This window comes from Mycobacterium sp. NGS17, from assembly GCF_059813205.1.
On record NZ_JCALED010000009.1, the window covers coordinates 186,682 to 203,467 of the forward strand.

General features: G+C 64.9%; 14 protein-coding genes and 1 pseudogene. 12 read left to right on the forward strand and 3 right to left on the reverse strand.

Going from position 1 to position 16,786, the window contains the following annotated elements; all coding sequences use genetic code 11:
• Positions 1–161 precede the first annotated feature (161 nt).
• On the forward strand, positions 162–1,982 hold the full coding sequence (locus tag AC5Y7E_RS19710; RefSeq protein ID WP_499950435.1) for an AMP-dependent synthetase/ligase: 1,821 nt from the start codon (positions 162–164) through the stop codon (positions 1,980–1,982).
• Positions 1,983–2,171: 189 nt separating this feature from the next.
• Here AC5Y7E_RS19710 and AC5Y7E_RS19715 read toward each other — a convergent pair whose 3' ends face one another.
• A complete protein-coding gene (locus tag AC5Y7E_RS19715; RefSeq protein WP_499950508.1) occupies positions 2,172–3,233 on the reverse strand; it encodes a type III polyketide synthase in 1,062 nt (353 codons plus the stop codon).
• A 165-nt stretch (positions 3,234–3,398) separates the two neighbouring features.
• Here AC5Y7E_RS19715 and AC5Y7E_RS19720 point away from each other — a divergent pair.
• The 7 genes and pseudogenes from AC5Y7E_RS19720 to AC5Y7E_RS19750 form a co-directional block, all read left to right on the forward strand.
• Positions 3,399–3,614: pseudogene (locus AC5Y7E_RS19720) on the forward strand (IS256 family transposase); the annotation flags it as partial.
• A gap of 78 nt (positions 3,615–3,692) precedes the next feature.
• Complete coding sequence (locus AC5Y7E_RS19725; RefSeq protein WP_499950509.1) at positions 3,693–4,259, forward strand: dihydrofolate reductase family protein; 567 nt, start codon at positions 3,693–3,695, stop codon at positions 4,257–4,259.
• A gap of 167 nt (positions 4,260–4,426) precedes the next feature.
• Positions 4,427–5,431 (forward strand): alpha/beta hydrolase, encoded by a 1,005-nt coding sequence (locus AC5Y7E_RS19730; protein WP_499950436.1) that lies wholly within the window; start codon positions 4,427–4,429, stop codon positions 5,429–5,431.
• Between the two features lie 2 nt (positions 5,432–5,433).
• Complete coding sequence (locus AC5Y7E_RS19735; RefSeq protein ID WP_499950438.1) at positions 5,434–6,291, forward strand: SDR family NAD(P)-dependent oxidoreductase; 858 nt, start codon at positions 5,434–5,436, stop codon at positions 6,289–6,291.
• Positions 6,292–6,316: 25 nt separating this feature from the next.
• Entirely contained in the window at positions 6,317–7,237 is a 921-nt protein-coding gene (locus AC5Y7E_RS19740) for a ferritin-like domain-containing protein (RefSeq protein WP_499950440.1), read from the forward strand.
• The gene (locus AC5Y7E_RS19745; protein WP_499950441.1) at positions 7,234–8,736 is read left to right on the forward strand and encodes a flavin-containing monooxygenase; all 1,503 of its coding nucleotides are present in this window, start codon (positions 7,234–7,236) and stop codon (positions 8,734–8,736) included. The genes AC5Y7E_RS19740 and AC5Y7E_RS19745 overlap by 4 nt, the downstream gene beginning before the upstream one ends.
• 14 nt (positions 8,737–8,750) lie before the next feature.
• A complete protein-coding gene (locus AC5Y7E_RS19750; RefSeq protein WP_499950442.1) occupies positions 8,751–9,665 on the forward strand; it encodes a MerR family transcriptional regulator in 915 nt (304 codons plus the stop codon).
• A gap of 27 nt (positions 9,666–9,692) precedes the next feature.
• On the opposite strand, the gene AC5Y7E_RS19755 is transcribed toward AC5Y7E_RS19750, so the two are convergent.
• A complete protein-coding gene (locus AC5Y7E_RS19755; protein ID WP_499950444.1) occupies positions 9,693–11,045 on the reverse strand; it encodes a salicylate synthase in 1,353 nt (450 codons plus the stop codon).
• 476 nt (positions 11,046–11,521) lie between these two features.
• On the opposite strand from AC5Y7E_RS19755, the gene AC5Y7E_RS19760 reads away from it, so the two are divergent.
• Positions 11,522–12,763 carry a sodium-dependent bicarbonate transport family permease gene (locus tag AC5Y7E_RS19760; protein WP_499950445.1) on the forward strand — a complete coding sequence of 414 codons (1,242 nt, stop codon included), beginning with the start codon at positions 11,522–11,524 and terminating at the stop codon, positions 12,761–12,763.
• Positions 12,764–12,780: 17 nt separating this feature from the next.
• Here AC5Y7E_RS19760 and hemW read toward each other — a convergent pair whose 3' ends face one another.
• The gene (hemW, locus tag AC5Y7E_RS19765) at positions 12,781–13,953 is read right to left on the reverse strand and encodes a radical SAM family heme chaperone HemW (RefSeq protein ID WP_499950447.1); all 1,173 of its coding nucleotides are present in this window, start codon (positions 13,951–13,953) and stop codon (positions 12,781–12,783) included.
• Between the two features lie 220 nt (positions 13,954–14,173).
• Between hemW and AC5Y7E_RS19770 the strand changes: the two genes are divergently transcribed.
• The 3 genes from AC5Y7E_RS19770 (at position 14,174) to AC5Y7E_RS19780 (ending at position 16,760) form a co-directional block, all read left to right on the forward strand.
• On the forward strand, positions 14,174–14,239 hold the full coding sequence (locus AC5Y7E_RS19770) for an Ms4527A family Cys-rich leader peptide (RefSeq protein WP_353852123.1): 66 nt from the start codon (positions 14,174–14,176) through the stop codon (positions 14,237–14,239).
• Positions 14,240–14,352: 113 nt separating this feature from the next.
• Complete coding sequence (locus tag AC5Y7E_RS19775) at positions 14,353–16,020, forward strand: nitrite/sulfite reductase (RefSeq protein WP_499950450.1); 1,668 nt, start codon at positions 14,353–14,355, stop codon at positions 16,018–16,020.
• On the forward strand, positions 16,017–16,760 hold the full coding sequence (locus AC5Y7E_RS19780) for a phosphoadenylyl-sulfate reductase (protein WP_499950453.1): 744 nt from the start codon (positions 16,017–16,019) through the stop codon (positions 16,758–16,760). Before AC5Y7E_RS19775 ends, AC5Y7E_RS19780 begins: the two co-directional genes overlap by 4 nt.
• The last annotated feature ends 26 nt before the right edge of the window (positions 16,761–16,786 follow it).

Sequence of the window (16,786 nt, forward strand, 5' to 3'; positions counted from 1 at the left end):
TGCGGCTCACGCAGTAAGTCGTCTGCGCTGGTTTCGGGGTCGAACGGCGAATCCAGTCCTCGGTGACCACCCGTCATCGTCCTTACCTTGCTTTAAGGCCACAACTCCGTAACAATACAGTTGTATCGTATACAGCATAATCGACTAGTTCAAGGTAACTGATGACCAATCCCGCGGGCAGCCGGCCCACCACGCTGTGCGAAGCCTTCCAATCGACGGCCAACAAGTATCCGGATGCGGTGGCGCTGCGGACGCTCGGCGACGCGGTGACGATCACCTGGCGTCAGTACCGCGACCGAGTGCGGGCCATCGCCGCGGGGCTGGCCGGGCTCGGCATCGGCCGGGGCGACACCGTCGCACTGATGCTGACTAACCGGCCGGAGTTTCATTTATGCCACACCGCCGTCCTGCACGCCGGAGCCACCCCGTTCTCGGTGTACAACACCAATCCTCCCGAGCTGCTGGCGTATCAGTTCGACAACGCCGACACCCAGACCGTGATCTGTGAGCGCCAGTTTTTGCCGCAGGTTCTCGCCGCGGCAGACCGGGGCGGCGATGTAAAACACGTGGTTTGCGTCGACGGCATGGCGGAAGGCGCCATCGGGTTGGATCAACTCGAGGCCTCCCCGGCGGCCGATTTCGACTTCGAACGGTCGTGGCGGGCGGTCAAGCCGGATGACGTCTTGACGATCGTATACACCTCAGGCACCACGGGCCCGCCAAAGGGCGTGGAGCTAACCCACAGCAACTTCATCGAAAACGCCCGTATCACCGAAGAAGTCGGCGGGATCACTCATGCCGACCGTGCGGTGTCGTATCTACCAGACGCGCACGCGGCCAATCGCTGGATCACTCACTATCAGAACCTGCTTTACGGCCTGCAGATCACCACGGTGGACGACGTCAAGGCCGTACTTCCGGCGTTGATCGAAGTGCGGCCGACACTTTTCCTCGGCGTGCCACGGATATGGATCAAAGCCAAAGCCGGATTGGAATCGGCCGTCGCCGCGGAGCGGCCGGTCAAACGTGCGCTGGCCACGTGGGCATTCAGGGTGGGCCAGGCCAAGGCGCGGGCCGCATCAGATGACCGCGCACTGCGGTTCACCGAGAAGCTGACCCACCCCATCGCCGAGCGGCTGGTGCTGTCGAAAGTGCGCTACCGGCTCGGCATGGACCAGCTCCGCATCGGCGTCACCGGCGCAGCCCCGATCCCGCCCGAGGTGCACGAGTTCGTCCTGGGTTTAGGCATCCCGGTGTGCGAGGGATACGGAATGACCGAATGTACGGCCGGGGCGACCCTAAGTCGTCCGGAACGGATCAAAATCGGAACGGTGGGCACGCCCATTCCCGGAACCGAGGTCACCATCGCAACCGACGGGGAGGTGTTGGTGCGGGGCAAGAACATCATGCGCGGTTACCGCAGAGATCCCGAGAAGACCAGCGAGGCAATCGATGACGAGGGCTGGCTGCACACCGGCGACATCGGTGAGATCGACGACGACGGCTACCTACGCATCGTCGACCGCAAAAAAGAGCTGATCATCAACGCCGCCGGCAAGAACATGTCGCCGACCAATATCGAGAACGCCATCGCCGCGAACTGCCCACTGGTCGGTCCAGTCGTCGTCATCGGCGACGCTCGGCCCTACAACACCGCTCTGATCACCCTGGATCCCGACGCCGTCACCAAATATGGATTTTCGCAAGGGGTTTCGGGGTCACTTGACGACCTCGCTCGCAATCCAGCGGTGCATGCCGAAATCGACAAGGGTATGGCGGCGGCCAATCGCAAGCTGTCCCGGGTCGAGCAAATCAAGCGCTACACCGTATTGCCCGATATCTGGGAACCCGGCAGCCAGTACTTGACGCCGACTGCCAAGCTCAAACGCAAACCGATCGTCACCGGGTACGCCGCCCAGATCGACGCGATGTACAGCGAGCACAACAGCCAATCCACACAGCCGCCCAATGACACGCAGTAACCACCCCGATGTTCACTCATCTCAAACGTAAGTCAGAAAGCCCGACACTCCGTATCTGCGCAACCCGTGCGGTGGCCATTAGTGATGCTTATCAGATCGGCAAGGACAGCGCGCGGTCGCCAGCCACAGGCGCCTGCAAAGTCATTGCAGCAGGCGACACCGGCAGGGCCACACACGTTTAGGCACGAGTCAGTGCCAGCGCAGCAACACGAGTTCAGAACACAGGCCAGGACCCATCGCGATCATCAGGCCCGCGCTTTCGCTGGGCGGCGGTACGGCGAGGGTGTCGCGCAGCACGTGCAGCACCGACGCCGACGACAGGTTGCCCACTTCGCCGAGCGAACGCCAGCTCAGTGCGAGGGCATCCGGTGATAAGTCGAGGGCCTTGTTGATCGTTTCGAGGATTTTGGGGCCGCCGGGATGGACAACCCAGGCGCCGATGTCGGTGGTAGTCAAGCCATGCGTGGCCAGAAACGTGATGACGTCCTGGCCAATGTATTGCTGTAGTGCGGTCGCGACGTCTTTCGACAACACCAGTTGAAACCCTGCGGTGCCCACGTTGTAGCCCATGTCGTGCAGCGAGTCGGGATACAGACAACTGCGCGAATCGCGGATATCGGGGCCGGCGGCGCCGATATGTTCAGCGCGACTCTCGCCGACGGCGACCACCGCCGCAGCCCCGTCGGCAAATAGCGCACTGCCCACCGAACCGGCCAGGGTCGGCTTGTACCCGGGGTAGGTAAGTGAGCACAGCTCGACCGAAATCAGGGCTGCCACGCCGTCGGGGGTACCGCGCAGATAGTCGTGCAGCCGCGCTACCCCGGCCGCGCCGGCCACGCAGCCCAGGCCGAACAACGGTGTCCGCCGCACATCTTCGCGCAGACCCAGCCGCCCGGCAATGCGAGCATCCAGCGACGGCACCGCCAGGCCGGTGACCGTCGTCGTGATAAGCGCGTCGAGGTCTTGGGGTTGCAGGCCCGCCTTGTTGAGCGCGCCGATCAGCGCCTCACACCCGAGGTCTACGGCGTTCTTGATAAAGATCCGGTTCGCCTGGTCGAAGTCGGCCAGTGCCAGATACTGTTCTTTGGGCAGAACGAGGTGCCGACTGTTGACTTGGGCGCTGGCGTGTAGCTGTCGAATGATGTCTTCGTAATCGTCGAACCCTGGGATGCTGAGGAAAAGGTCGGTGAGCTCTCGCTGGGAATAGCGATACGGTGGCAACGCACCAGACACGCCCGCGATGACACTAATTTCCCCCACCCTTTGATCCCCCACCCCTTGATAACGAAAATCTCGGCCGAACGGTTTAACCGGATCGCTTAAAAAAATTTTAGTCGGCTGGCGCTGCCGTAACACCGGTCAGTTGCCAGGAGCAACGGCTTGAGCTGTCCCGTCGCGGGCGGGACAGGCTGGCTCACCGTTGCGACCGTGCGCAACCGCAGCAAAGCACCCAGGGGCCGGGCTCGCGGATGGCTGGATGCCATGGCCCACAAGCTGATCAAGTGCCTCCAGCCCGCTGGCATGCGCCGCACCTGATCACCCTCGTTCGTGGTGGCGCGACGTTCGAAAACGGCAAGCTCATCGAGCGTCCCGAATGAACCGGGCGCTGACGAGACGGAACGGGAAGCCGCTGACGCTGGCCATCCACGATTGATCGATGTCTGGTGTGTCGTCGCAATGAGATCTGCCCGCCGGTGCAGTCTGAACTGGATGGGCAAACTCATTTATGGCTTCAACGTGTCGGTGGACGGGTACATCGCCGACGCGCAAGGCAACATCGACTGGGCCGATCCGAGCGAAGAACTGCACCAGTACTGGAATGACTTCGAGCGCGAGACCGCCCTGTCGTTCTACGGGCGGCGGCTCTACCAACTGATGTCCGCGTACTGGCCGACTGCCGACAAGGCCGCGAATGCCAGCCCGTTGATCGTTGACTACTCCCGCATCTGGCGCGACATGCCCAAGGTCGTGTTTTCGCACACCCTGGAGTCCGTCGACTGGAACTCCCGCCTGGAACGCGGCGACCCGGTCGAGGTGGTGACGAAGCTGAAAGCCGAAACCGACGGCAGGCTGGAGGTCGCCGGCGCGACGCTGGCCGCACCGATCGTGCAGGCCGGACTGGTGGACGAATACCGGATCGTGGTCGCACCCGCCGCCGTGGGCGGCGGCACCCCGTTCTTTCCAACGCTGCCGTCATGGATCTCGCTGCGGCTCTTGGAGAACCGCACCTTTCCGGGCGGCACGGTGCTGCTGCGCTACGAGGCGAAACAGGGTTGATCGGACCGCTACTGCTTAGGCGACCGCTCGAACAACTGCGCCGCTGCGAACTCGGCAGTCAGCTGATGCCAGCGTCGCCACTGCCGGAGTAGGTAGTGATCGCCGTCAGCGCGCATCTTCAAAAGCTGCCATTGACCAATGTCACCATTTGGTGTTGACTGCGTTGTATGACGGACGGCGTTCCGGCTCGCGGGTCGTTGAGGTCCCGCGGCGCGGCAGCGGTAAGTACGTACACCCTTCGGCCGATCACCAGCGTGATTCCGCCCGAACGGGCCTGGGGACTGTGGCTATCGCGCCAGATCGTTGCCAGAATCATGGGGACCTTCGGGCCTTCACTCGCGGGCACCCGTGTCGAGTCGGTAGACGTCAGGCTTCCCGACGGCCGCCGCGTCAAGGGTGAATGGGTCTATGGGCCGCGAACACCCACGAGCGAAACCGAGCGCTCCTCGATCAGCGATGGTGCGATCTACTACGTCCACGGCAGCGGATACGCCGTGTGTTCGCCAAAGACGCACCGGCGGTTGACATCCTGGCTATCGGCCCTGACCGGCCTTCCGGTGTTCTGCATCGATTACCGACTTGCACCACGTCATCGGTTCCCCACCGCTGCCGACGACGTCCGCGCGGGGTGGGACTGGCTGGTCAATACCTGCGGCGTGTCGCCGAAACAGATTGTGATCGCCGGAGATTCGGCAGGCGGTCACCTGTCGGTGGACTTGCTGCTGCAGCCCGGGGTCGATCATCCCGCCGCCATGGTGCTCCTGTCTCCCCTGTACGACCTCACGTTCGAACTGGCGCTGGCCCGCGAGCGGATACGCCCCGATCCCGCCACCCGGGCGGCGAACGCGGTCCGCCTGGTCGGCCTCTATCACAGCGGCACCGACTTGACCCACCAGCGGTTGACGCTCGACGTCGCCCGCGGCCCCGCGCTTCCGCCCACCCTGATCCAGGCCGGTGGCGCCGAAATGCTGCAGGAGGACGCGCGCCAGCTCGCCGCCGACATCCGCACCGCCGGCGGCAGATGCGAACTGCAGATCTGGCCCCATCAGGTGCACGTCTTTCAGGCGTTGCCGCGCATGACGCCTGAGGCCGCCAAGGCCATGGCCTACGTGGCGCGATTCATCGCTCACGCCCTGCAGGATGCGCGCGCCGTCACCGAGGAGGTCCACTGACCATGTTCGGCCCCCTGGACAGATTGTTCGATCGGTCGAAAACCAGCCGCGGCGCGTCCGCGGTGGTGACCGGCGCCGGAAGCGGCATCGGTGCCGCCTTCGCCATCGAACTCGGCAAGCGCGGCGGCGCAGTGGTGTGCAGTGACATAGACGAAGCGGCCGCGCAGCGGACGGCGGACACGATCAACGAGCGCGGTGCGAAGGCGGTCGCAATCCGTTGCGACGTATCGCGATTCGACGACGTACAAGCGTTGGCCGAACAGTCGCAGTCCTGGTTCGCCGCGCCACCCACTCTGGTGATCAACAACGCCGGCGTCGGTGCGGGCGGCGCCGCCGTCGGCGAAGCGCCGCTGGACGACTGGCTGTGGACCCTGGGTATCAACTTGTGGGGCCCCATTCACGGCTGCCACGTGTTCACCCCGATCCTGCGCGAGGCCGAACCGTCGCACGCGCCGCGGGGCATCATCAATGTGGCCTCCGCCGCGGCGTTCGGTGCGGCGCCCGGCATGGCCGCCTATAACGTCAGCAAGGCCGGTGTGCTCTCACTCTCGGAAACCCTCGCCGCGGAGTTGGCCGGCACGCCGGTGCGGGTCACCGTGCTGTGCCCGACTTTCGTCAAGACCAACATCATCGAGTCCGGCCGCATCAGCGAGCAGTCCAGCGAACTGGCCGGAAAATTGATGCGCTGGACCGGATTATCGGCGGAGAAGGTCGCACGCACCTGCTTGGACGCCCACGACCGCGGCGAGCTGTACTGCATGCCACAGTTCGACGCCAAGATCGGCTGGAACATCAAACGCCTGGCCCCACAGACCTATACGCGTGCGGCCGGCCTGGTGTCCCGAATCAACCTGCCCTGATCACCCGACGCAAAGGAGCGTTTTGATGGCCATCGACATGGAAGCCATGCTCGCCAAGATCAAGGATCGACAGTGGGCGCTCGCCGACATCGATTGGGAAGCACCCGGTGCCGACACGATCACCGATGAGCAGCGGCCACAACTCAAGGCGTTCATGGCCGACCTGTGCTGGATCGAAAACATCGGCGCCAGAGGATTCGCGGCGCTGGCCAAGAAGGCACCCACCCCCACCATCGGCGAGATCTACCGCTACTTCCACGCCGAGGAGCAGCGGCACGCCAACGCCGAACTGGCGCTGATGAAGCGCTGGGGCATGCTCGAGGACGGCGAGGTTCCCGAGCCGAACGTCAACATCCGACTGGCAATCGACTGGCTGGATCGCTGGGCCGACGACATGCCACTGTCACTGCTCGGCACCGTCATCCCGATGCTGGAAGTCGCGCTGGACGGCGCACTGCTGAAATTCCTCCTCGACGAGGTACACGACCCGGTGTGCCATCGGGTCTTCGAGAAAATCAACAACGACGAATCACGCCATCTAGTGGTCGATTTCGAAGTTCTCGACATGATCGGTCACGCGAAGATCCGACGAATGCTGATCGACTTCATCGGCCACAACGCAACCCCGGGCCTCATCATCGGCGCGGTCATGGGGGCACCGCTGATCAACAGAATCCGCAACGAGATCGTCGCCATGGGCATGGAGCCCGAGCGACTCTATAGGGCCGTCAAGCGATTCAAGGAACTGGGCGACCGCGCCGAGCACGCCAGGCGGGTACCGACCTACCGGTTCCTGAGGCGCTACGCCGGAGTGGTGACGAATCCCCGCCACCCCTACCACCTGCTGGCCAATTCGATGGTCTGGCTGTCCGAGCGGTACCCGCGGCCGCTGCTGCCGTCGGTACCCACCTGGGTCCGCGAAGTCACTCACGAGCCGGCGGCATGACCATGGCAAAGGCACACACCTACGCGACGCTCATCGTGGGAGCCGGCTTCAGCGGTCTGGGCGCGGCGATCAAGCTCGCCCAGGCCGGCGTCGACGACGTCGTCATCCTGGAGCGCAGCGACCGAGTCGGCGGAACCTGGCGCGACACAAGCTATCCCGGTGCCAGCTGCGACATTCCGTCGCTGCTGTACTCGTTCTCGTTCGTCAAGAATCCGACCTGGTCGCGGACCTACTCGCCCGCCGACGAGATCCGCAACCACCTCGAAGAGATGGCCGACCGTTTCGACATCCGTCGCCACGTTCAGTTCGGGCAGGAAGTCACCGGGCTGTCCTTCGACGAGGACGCCGGCGTGTGGACCGCAACCACGGCCGCCCGCAAGCGCTTTCGGGCCCGCACGGTGATCCTTGCGTCCGGCCCGCTGCCGGATTCCAGCTTCCCCGACATCCGCGGCATCGAGACCTACCAGGGCCACAAGATTCACAGCGCCCACTGGGACTCCGATTACGACTTCGCCGGCAAGCGGGTGGGGGTCATCGGCACCGGTGCCAGTGCGATCCAGATCATCCCCGAACTGGTCAAGCAGGCCGAGTTCGTCAAGGTGTTCCAGCGCACGCCGGGTTGGGTGCTTCCCCGCTTCGACTTCCCGACGCCGCCCGCGGTACAGGACGCCTTCGCCAAAGCGCCTGCGTTGCAACAGCTTGCGCGCCAGGCGCTGTACTGGGGGCACGAGGCAAGCGCGACGGCGTTGGTGTGGAACACGCCGTTGACCTCGGTGGTCGCCCGGCTGGGCAAGATGCACCTGCGCCGACAGGTCAAAGACCCATGGCTGCGCCGCCAGCTGACGCCGGACTTCACCCCCGGCTGCAAGCGGATGCTGGTGTCCAGTGACTACTACCCCGCCCTTCAACGCGACAACTGCAAGCTGATCGACTGGCCGATCGCGACGCTCAGCCCGGTCGGTCTACGCACCAGCGATGGCATCGAACACCACTTGGATTGCCTGGTGTTCGCCACCGGCTACGACGTGCATCTGACGGGTCCGCCGTTCCCGGTCACCGGTTTGGGTGGACGTTCGCTGAGCGCCGAATGGGCCGACGGCGCACAGGCTTACAAGAGCGCCAGCGCGCACGGTTACCCGAACCTGTTCTTCATGACAGGCCCGAACTCCGGGCCCGGTCACAATTCGCTGCTGGTCTACATCGAAGGGCAACTCGACTACGCCGTCCGTGGCATCACGACCATTCTGGAGGGCGACCTGCGTTACCTCGACGTTCGCCAGGACGTACAGCGCCGCTATAACGAACGCATTCAGCGGCGGCTGACCAAGACGACCTGGATGTCGGGTTGCAGCAGTTGGTATTTGACCAAGGACGGACGCAACGTCTCGATGTACCCCGGGTTTGCCACGCAGTATCTTCGTCAGATGCGGGATTTCCGGTACCAGGACTATCAGGCGGTGGCACATCACGCGAAGGCACAGGCCACCGCGTCGGCCTGAGATGCCGCACTGACATGGCCACCGAACGCGCCGCGCGGCCCGAACCCGGCACCATCGCCAGCGTGCTGCACAACGTGCGGCGCGCACCCAAACGGGTTCGGCGCCAATCGCGGGAATACCGCCAACTCATCGAGGGGGCGGTGTCACAGCTCTTCGATGCGGCGGCCCGGCACCCGCACGGCACGGCAAACTCCGGCGAATACCGGATCGACGACCTGGCCCGGCTGGCCGGTACCACCACCCGCAACATCCGCGTCTACCGCGACCGCGGGCTGCTGCCGCCACCCCTGCGAGTGGGCCGCATCGCGCTGTTCAACGACACCCACCTGACCCGGCTGCGGCTCATCACCTCGATGCTCGACCGCGGGTACAACATCGCACACGTGCGAGAAATGCTCAGCGCGTGGGAAGAAGGCAAGAACCTCGGCGACGTGCTGGGCCTCGAGACCGCGATCGTCGGCACCTGGACCACCGAAAAGCCGGAAACGATGACGCTGGCCGACGCCCGGCGACTGGTCGACGACCCCGACGCGTTCGAACGCCTGGTGGCGCTGCAGGTGATCCGGATCGACGGGACGCAAGCCACCGTCACCCGCCCGAAGCTCATCGAAGCCTTCAACGAAATACGCGGCTATGGCGTCGAGATCGACAAGCTCATCGACCTCCACGAGCAGATCGTCCCGGAGATCGACAAGATCAGCGACATGCTGGTGCGTGCCGGGGCCGAACACGTGCTGGATCGCATCAAGCCCGGTGAACCGCTGCCGGCCGACGCCGAAATCGCCGAGCTGATCACCATGCTGGTGCGCTTCCGAACGCAAGCCGTGGCGACCGTCACCGCCACGCTCGCCTCGTCGATCGAATCCAGTATCGAATCGCTCGTCGGCCGCATCTTGGCCGACTACCTGGAATCGAGCTCCTCGGCCTGAGCACGTGGCTGTCAAGCCACGCTAAAGCTATTGGCGCGCAATCAGATACGGCGCGAGTGTGGAGAGCTTTTCGCAGGTCTCTTCGAACTCGCGGTCGGGTGTGGACTCTCCGATGATGCCCGCACCGGCCCGCAGCCAGGTCTTGCGGTCGTGTTCGTAGGCTGCCCGCAGCGTCAGCGCCGCATCAAGCCCACCGTCGGCTGAAAACATGACGACCGCACCCGAATACAGGCCGCGAGGCCCCTCGTCGAGGCGCATGATCGCTTCTACCCCATTCGCTTTCGGAATGCCCGATGCGGTGACGGCCGGGAACAGTGCTTCGAGCGCATCCATCCGGTCATTTCCCGTACCCAGCTGACCGCTGACCGTGGAGCCGAGGTGCTGCACGCTCCCCCGTTCCCGCACCGTCATGAAATCGGTGACGACGGCGGTGCCCGGCTCGGCGATCTCGGCCATTTCCTGCAGCGAGCTTCGCACCGAAATAGCGTGCTCGACAATCTCTTTGGAATTGGACTCCAGGTCGTCGCGCGCCTGGCGGTCACGGACCTCGCCATGGCCGAGCGCACGGGTGCCCGCCAACGGTTCGGTTACCACGAGCCCGTCGCGATGGACCGCGGCGACCAGTTCGGGGCTATAACCGACGGCGCGAATGCCACCCAGCCGCAGCAGGAACGACCGCACCGGGGTGTTGTGCCGTCGGGCCAGCCGATAGGTGGACGGGAAATCAAGCGGGAAAGGCACTTCGAGGGACCGGGAAAGGATCACCTTGTGGTAGCGGCCCGCGGCGATCTCGCCGACGGCCGACGCCACCCGATCACGATAGGCGGACGGGTCAGCCACCACGTCGACCGTCGAGGCGACGCGCACGTCGGGCACTCCGCCGGCCAGCACGCCCAGCACTTCGTCCCGGTGGCTCGCCGACGCACCGAACAGCCGGACCTCCTCCCGGGTCACCACGATGCGGCCATGCGGCCAAAACACCCGAGCCAGTGCGGTTCCCGGTGCCAGGCGCTGCTGCAGCCCGTAGCGGTACACGCCGAATTCGAAGGCGATCCAGCCGAAGAGCTGGTCGGTTTCCAGCAACAGCCGGTCGATGGCCTCGCCGAGAACCGGCCCGGGCCTGCCCGACCATTGTTGGCTTCGGGTCACGCCGTCGCGGCTCACTCGCAGCTCGTCGCTGTCCAGCTCGATCATGGCGCGTATGCCCGTGGCCAGCACCCATTCACCGCCGCGCTCGTAGAGCAGATACTCTTCGCCGGCGCGCTCGGACAGTTTCGCGACGAGCTCGGCCGCAAGATCGGCCGGATCGATATGCAAGGGGAGCGGAATCGACGGCGACTCAGAGCCGGCGGAACTTGTCTCGACGCTGACCTCGGTCACGGTTAGTAAATGTAGCCTAACCTATGTAGCCGCGCGCAACCGATCCCCCGAACAGTGCCCCGAGTGCCTGAGCTCTGCCCCCCCAGATGCGAGCGGCTGTGCGGATCGCGACTCGGAGTGTTTCCCAGTCGTTTACATCGCCGCCGCACAACAAGCGGCTTCGACGGCCAGACTTTTCTTAGCTCAATTCCAAACGACGAGCGTATTAACTCCACAGTAAATGCACAGCATTCTCACACCAAACTGGTGGCGTCCGAGGGCCGAAAACAAGAGGACTCTTGCCGGGTTGATTTCGTCTTGACCTGCGTTTTTGGCGACCGTGGGCAGGCGATGAAGGCGTCGTTGCCCGGCGCGTGTTCGAGTGGCGACCAGTCAGCGGCGGGGATAAATTCTTGACGGTCGTCGCGATGTTTCGTGGTTGCTCCGCTTGCGGACGGTGCTTCCCCAGATCAGCGCTCTAACCAACGGAGGCATCGATGCTGCAGGAGTTCTGGCACAACTTCACCCATAACCTGTTCAAACCGCTACTGCTGTTCTTTTACTTCGGGTTCCTGATTCCCATTCTCAAAGTGCGGTTCGAGTTCCCCTACGTCATCTATCAGGGGTTGACCATGTATCTGTTGCTGGCCATCGGCTGGCACGGCGGGGAAGAACTCGCACAGGTCAGCGCATCGAGCGTCGGGGCCATCGTGGGGTTCATGGTCCTGGGCTTCGCACTGAACTGCCTGATCGGCGGCCTGGCCTACCTGGGCCTCAGCCGACTCAAATCCCTCCGAAAAGTCGATCGCGCAACCATCGCCGGCTATTACGGGTCGGATTCAGCGGGCACCTTCGCCACCTGCGTGGCCGTCCTGGCCGCGGTGAACGTCGCTTTCAACGCCTACATGCCGGTGATGCTGGCGGTGATGGAGATCCCGGGCTGCTTGGTCGCGCTGTATTTCGTGGCGCGACTTCGCCATCGGGGCATGGATTCCGCGGGCTACATGCCCGACGAGGCCGGTTACACACCGCCCGTCAAGGTCGGGGTCGGGCCCGGCACCGCCGCGCGTCCTCCGCAGGGCCAGAGCCTCGAGAGCCAGGAGGAAGCCGCCATCGAGCAGGAGCTGGAGCTCTCGCTGGAAAAGCTGGAACACGCCGATTGGGAGCCCGATCCGAGGCCTGCGCGCACCACGGGCAAGCGGGTGCCGATTTTTTCCCGGGAGCTGTTTCAGGAGGTTTTCCTCAATCCCGGCCTCGTCCTGTTGATGGGCGGCATCATCATCGGCCTGGTCAGTGGACTGCAGGGGCAGAAGGTCGTCGCCGACGACGACAAATTCTTCGTGCTGGCCTTCCAGGGCGTGCTGTGTCTATTCCTGCTCGAGATGGGAATGACGGCGTCGCGCAAGTTGAAGGACCTTCGCAGCGCGGGTCCCGGTTTCATCGTCTTCGGCCTGGTGGCGCCGAATGTCTTTGCGACACTGGGCATCATCGTCGCCTGCAGCTACGCATCGCTGACCCACACCGACTTCAAGACCGGGACATACGTGTTATTCGCGGTCCTCTGCGGCGCGGCGTCCTACATCGCGGTCCCCGCGGTGCAGCGCCTGGCGATCCCCGAGGCGAGCCCGACGCTACCGCTAGCCGCATCCCTGGGCCTGACGTTCTCCTACAACGTCACCGTGGGGATCCCGCTTTACATCGAGATAGCCCGCGCCTTCGAGCACTGGTTCGGCGTCTGACCGCACGGACAACGCCGCTAGGCCAACAGCGTTCGCACCACCGCGTCGGCCAGCAGCCGTCCCCGCGGAGTCAGGACCAGCCTGTCACCGTCGGACACCAACAACCCGTCGGCAACCATACCCTGGGCGCGGCCGCGCTCGGCAGCGCTCAGCAGGTCAATTGGAAGGCCTTGACGCAGCCGGGTTTTCAGTAACACGTCCTCGGTGTGCAAGGCGTCGGCGTCGAGCTGCTCGAACCCGGCCACCGGCAGCGCCGCGGCGCCCAACCTCTCCGCATAAGCGTTGGGGTGCTTGACGTTCCACCAACGCGTCGTACCGACGTACCCGTGTGCGCCCGGCCCAGCGCCCCACCACTGGCCGCCGTCCCAATAACCGAGATTGTGCCGGCACTCACCGCCGGGCCGCGACCAGTTGGACACCTCGTACCAGGACAGTCCCGCCTGCGACAGCCGCGCGTCCACCAATTCGTAGCGATGCGCCAACACGTCGTCATCCGGTGCGGCCAGTTCGCCGCGCCGGACTCGCCGAGCCAGGGCGGTGCCGTCCTCGACCACCAGCGCATAGGCGGACACGTGATCCACGCCGGTCTCGATGGCGGTATCGACCGAGCGCAACAGGTCGTCGTCGGACTCCCCCGGAGTCCCGTAGATCAAATCGAGGCTGACATGCCCGAATCCCGCGGCCAGCGCCTCGCGGGCCGCGGCTGCTGACCGGTTCGGCGTGTGGATGCGGTCAAGGACACCCAGCACGTGCGGCGCCACCGACTGCATCCCCAGCGATACCCGGGTGTAGCCGGCCGCTCGGATGGCGTCGAAGAAATCGGGCCATGCCGACTCGGGATTGGCCTCGGTGGTGACCTCAACATCCGGAGCCAACGTGAAGTGCTGACGCACCATGCCCAGCAGCGTCGCCATCCGCGCTCCCCCGAGCAGCGAAGGCGTCCCGCCACCGACGAACACCGTATTCACCGGCGGCGCCTGCAATCTCGCGGCGGCCAGTTCCAGTTCCGCCCCCAGCGCGCTGAGCCAGGCGTCCGGATTCACGCCACCCAGCTCGGCCGGGGTGTAGGTGTTGAAATCGCAGTAGCCGCAACGTGTTACGCAGAACGGGACATGCACGTAAATCCCAAACGGCCGCCCGGCGACCACCCCGATGTCGGGCAGGTCGACCGGCTTCTCGCGAATGGCCATGCCAAATGATCCCACGACGAACGTGTCGGCCCTGGGCCGTCGGTTCGGCTGCGGCACCCGCCGCCCCCAGCGAAGGATCGCATTGAAGGGTATGCGAGTGCGATTTACCAGAATTGCACGGTATTTTTAATCACCGTGAGCCGAGATTTGACCTGCTCGCACGGCCCTTCGGCATCCATGGCACAATGGTGGCGTGACTGTCGCCCAGCCCAGCCCGCACATGGTGCTCGTGGCGCGACGGCACATTGATCTCAAGCGCGTTTGCAGCTGTATCTGTCTGCCTTGACGTGGTAGACCCAGCCCCCTGTGTCTCCAGCTGGCCGAGGTTCCGCGCCGCCCAAAAGTGCCGGTGAACTGTGCTGGCCGCGCTGGCGATCTTGTTGAAGGAGAGAACTTCCGATGACCACCGCCCGACCCGCCAAGGCCCGTAACGAGGGCCAATGGGCACTGGGGAATCGTGAGCCGCTGAACCCGAACGAAGAGATGAAGCAGGCCGGCGCCCCGCTGGACGTGCGGGAGCGCATCGAGACGATCTATGCCCGCGACGGCTTCGACAGCATCGACAAGAGCGACCTGCGCGGGCGCTTCCGCTGGTGGGGCCTCTACACCCAGCGCGAACAGGGCTACGACGGCACGTTCACCGGCGACGACAACGCCGAATTGCTGGAGGCGAAGTACTTCATGATGCGGGTGCGCTGCGACGGCGGCGCGCTCTCGGCGGCCGCGCTGCGCACTGTGGGCCAAATCTCCACCGAATTCGCCCGCGACACCGCCGACATCACCGACCGCGAGAATGTGCAGTACCACTGGATCGAGGTCCAGAACGTCCCCGAAATCTGGCGGCGGCTGACCGAGGTCGGGCTGCAGACCGCCGAGGCGTGCGGTGACTGCCCCCGGGTGATCCTGGGCTCACCGCTGGCCGGGGAGTCGCTCGACGAAGTGCTCGACCCCAGCTGGGCGATCGAGGAGATCGCGCGCCGCTACATCGGTCAGCCCGACTTCGCCGACCTGCCGCGCAAGTACAAGACCGCGATCTCGGGCCTGCAGGATGTGGTGCACGAGGTCAACGACATCGCGTTCATCGGCGTCAACCACCCCGAGCACGGCCCCGGGCTGGACCTGTGGGTCGGTGGCGGGCTGTCGACCAACCCGATGCTGGCCCAGCGGGTCGGCGCCTGGGTACCGCTCGAAGACGTGCCCGAGGTGTGGAACGCGGTCACCTCGATCTTCCGCGACTACGGCTACCGACGACTGCGGTCCAAGGCGCGGCTGAAGTTCCTCATCAAGGACTGGGGCATCGAGAAATTCCGCGAAGTCCTGGAAACCGAGTACCTCAAGCGTCCGCTGATCGACGGCCCGGCTCCCGAGCCGCTGAAGCGCCCGATCGACCACGTCGGCGTGCAGCGGCTCAAGAACGGGCTCAACGCGGTGGGCGTCGCCTCGATCGCGGGACGGGTGTCGGGCACCATCCTCACCGCCGTGGCCGACCTCGCCGAGGGGGCCGGGTCGGACCGGATCCGGCTCACCCCCTACCAGAAGCTGGTCATCCTCGACGTGCCCGACGACAAGCTCGACGAGCTGATCGCGGGCCTCGAAGCGCTCGGCCTGCACACTCAGCCGTCACATTGGCGCCGGAATGTGATGGCGTGCACAGGGATTGAGTTCTGCAAGTTGTCCTTCGCCGAAACCCGGGTCAAGGCGCAGTCTTTGGTGCCCGATTTGGAGCGCCGCCTCGCGGACGTCAACGAGCAACTCGACGTGCCGATCACCGTCAACCTCAACGGTTGCCCCAATTCGTGTGCGCGCATTCAGGTCGCCGACATCGGGCTCAAGGGCCAAATGGTCGACGACGGAAACGGCGGCTCCGTCGAGGCTTTCCAGGTGCACCTGGGCGGAAGCTTGGGCCTGGACAGCGGGTTCGGCCGAAAGCTGCGCCAGCACAAGGTCACCAGCGACGAGCTCGGCGACTACATCGAGCGGGTCACACGCAACTTCCTGAAATATCGCGGTGAGGGTGAACGTTTCGCACAGTGGGCTATGAGGGCAGACGAGGACGATTTGCGATGAGCGAACGAACGACCAGGCTTCCGGAAGCCGAGCTGCGCGCGCTTGCCGCCCGCGGCGCGGCCGAGCTGGAAGGCGCCAGCGCCGCCGACGTGTTGCGGTGGACCGACCAGACATTCGGCGGCGTCAACGGGCCCCGCGGCTGGGCCACCTGCAACTATGTCGTGGCCTCCAGCATGCAGGAGGCCGTGTTGATCGATCTGGCGGCCAAGGCGCGTCCGGGTGTGCCGGTAGTGTTCCTGGACACCGGATATCACTTCGTGGAGACCATCGGCACCCGGGACGCGATCGAGTCCGTGTATGACATCCGGGTGCTCAACGTCACTCCCGAGCAGAGCGTCGCCGAGCAGGACAAACTGCGGGGCAAGGATCTGTTCGCGCGCGACCCGGGAGAATGCTGCCGGCTGCGCAAGGTCGAGCCGCTCGGCAAGACGCTGCGCGGATACTCGGCGTGGGTGACGGGGCTGCGCCGGTCGGAGACGGCGACGCGCGCCAACGCACCGGTGGTCGGCTTCGACGAGGGCTTCAAGCTGGTGAAGGTCAACCCGATGGCGACGTGGACCGACGAAGACGTGCAGAACTACATCGACGAACACGGCGTTCTGGTCAATCCGCTTATCTACGAAGGCTATTCATCGATCGGCTGCGAGCCCTGCACGGCCAAGCCGCTGGCGGGCGCCGACCCGCGCAGCGGTCGCTGGCAGGGACGCGCCAAGACGGAATGCGGATTGCACGCGTCGTAGTTCCCGCGCGCACACCGGCGCCCTCG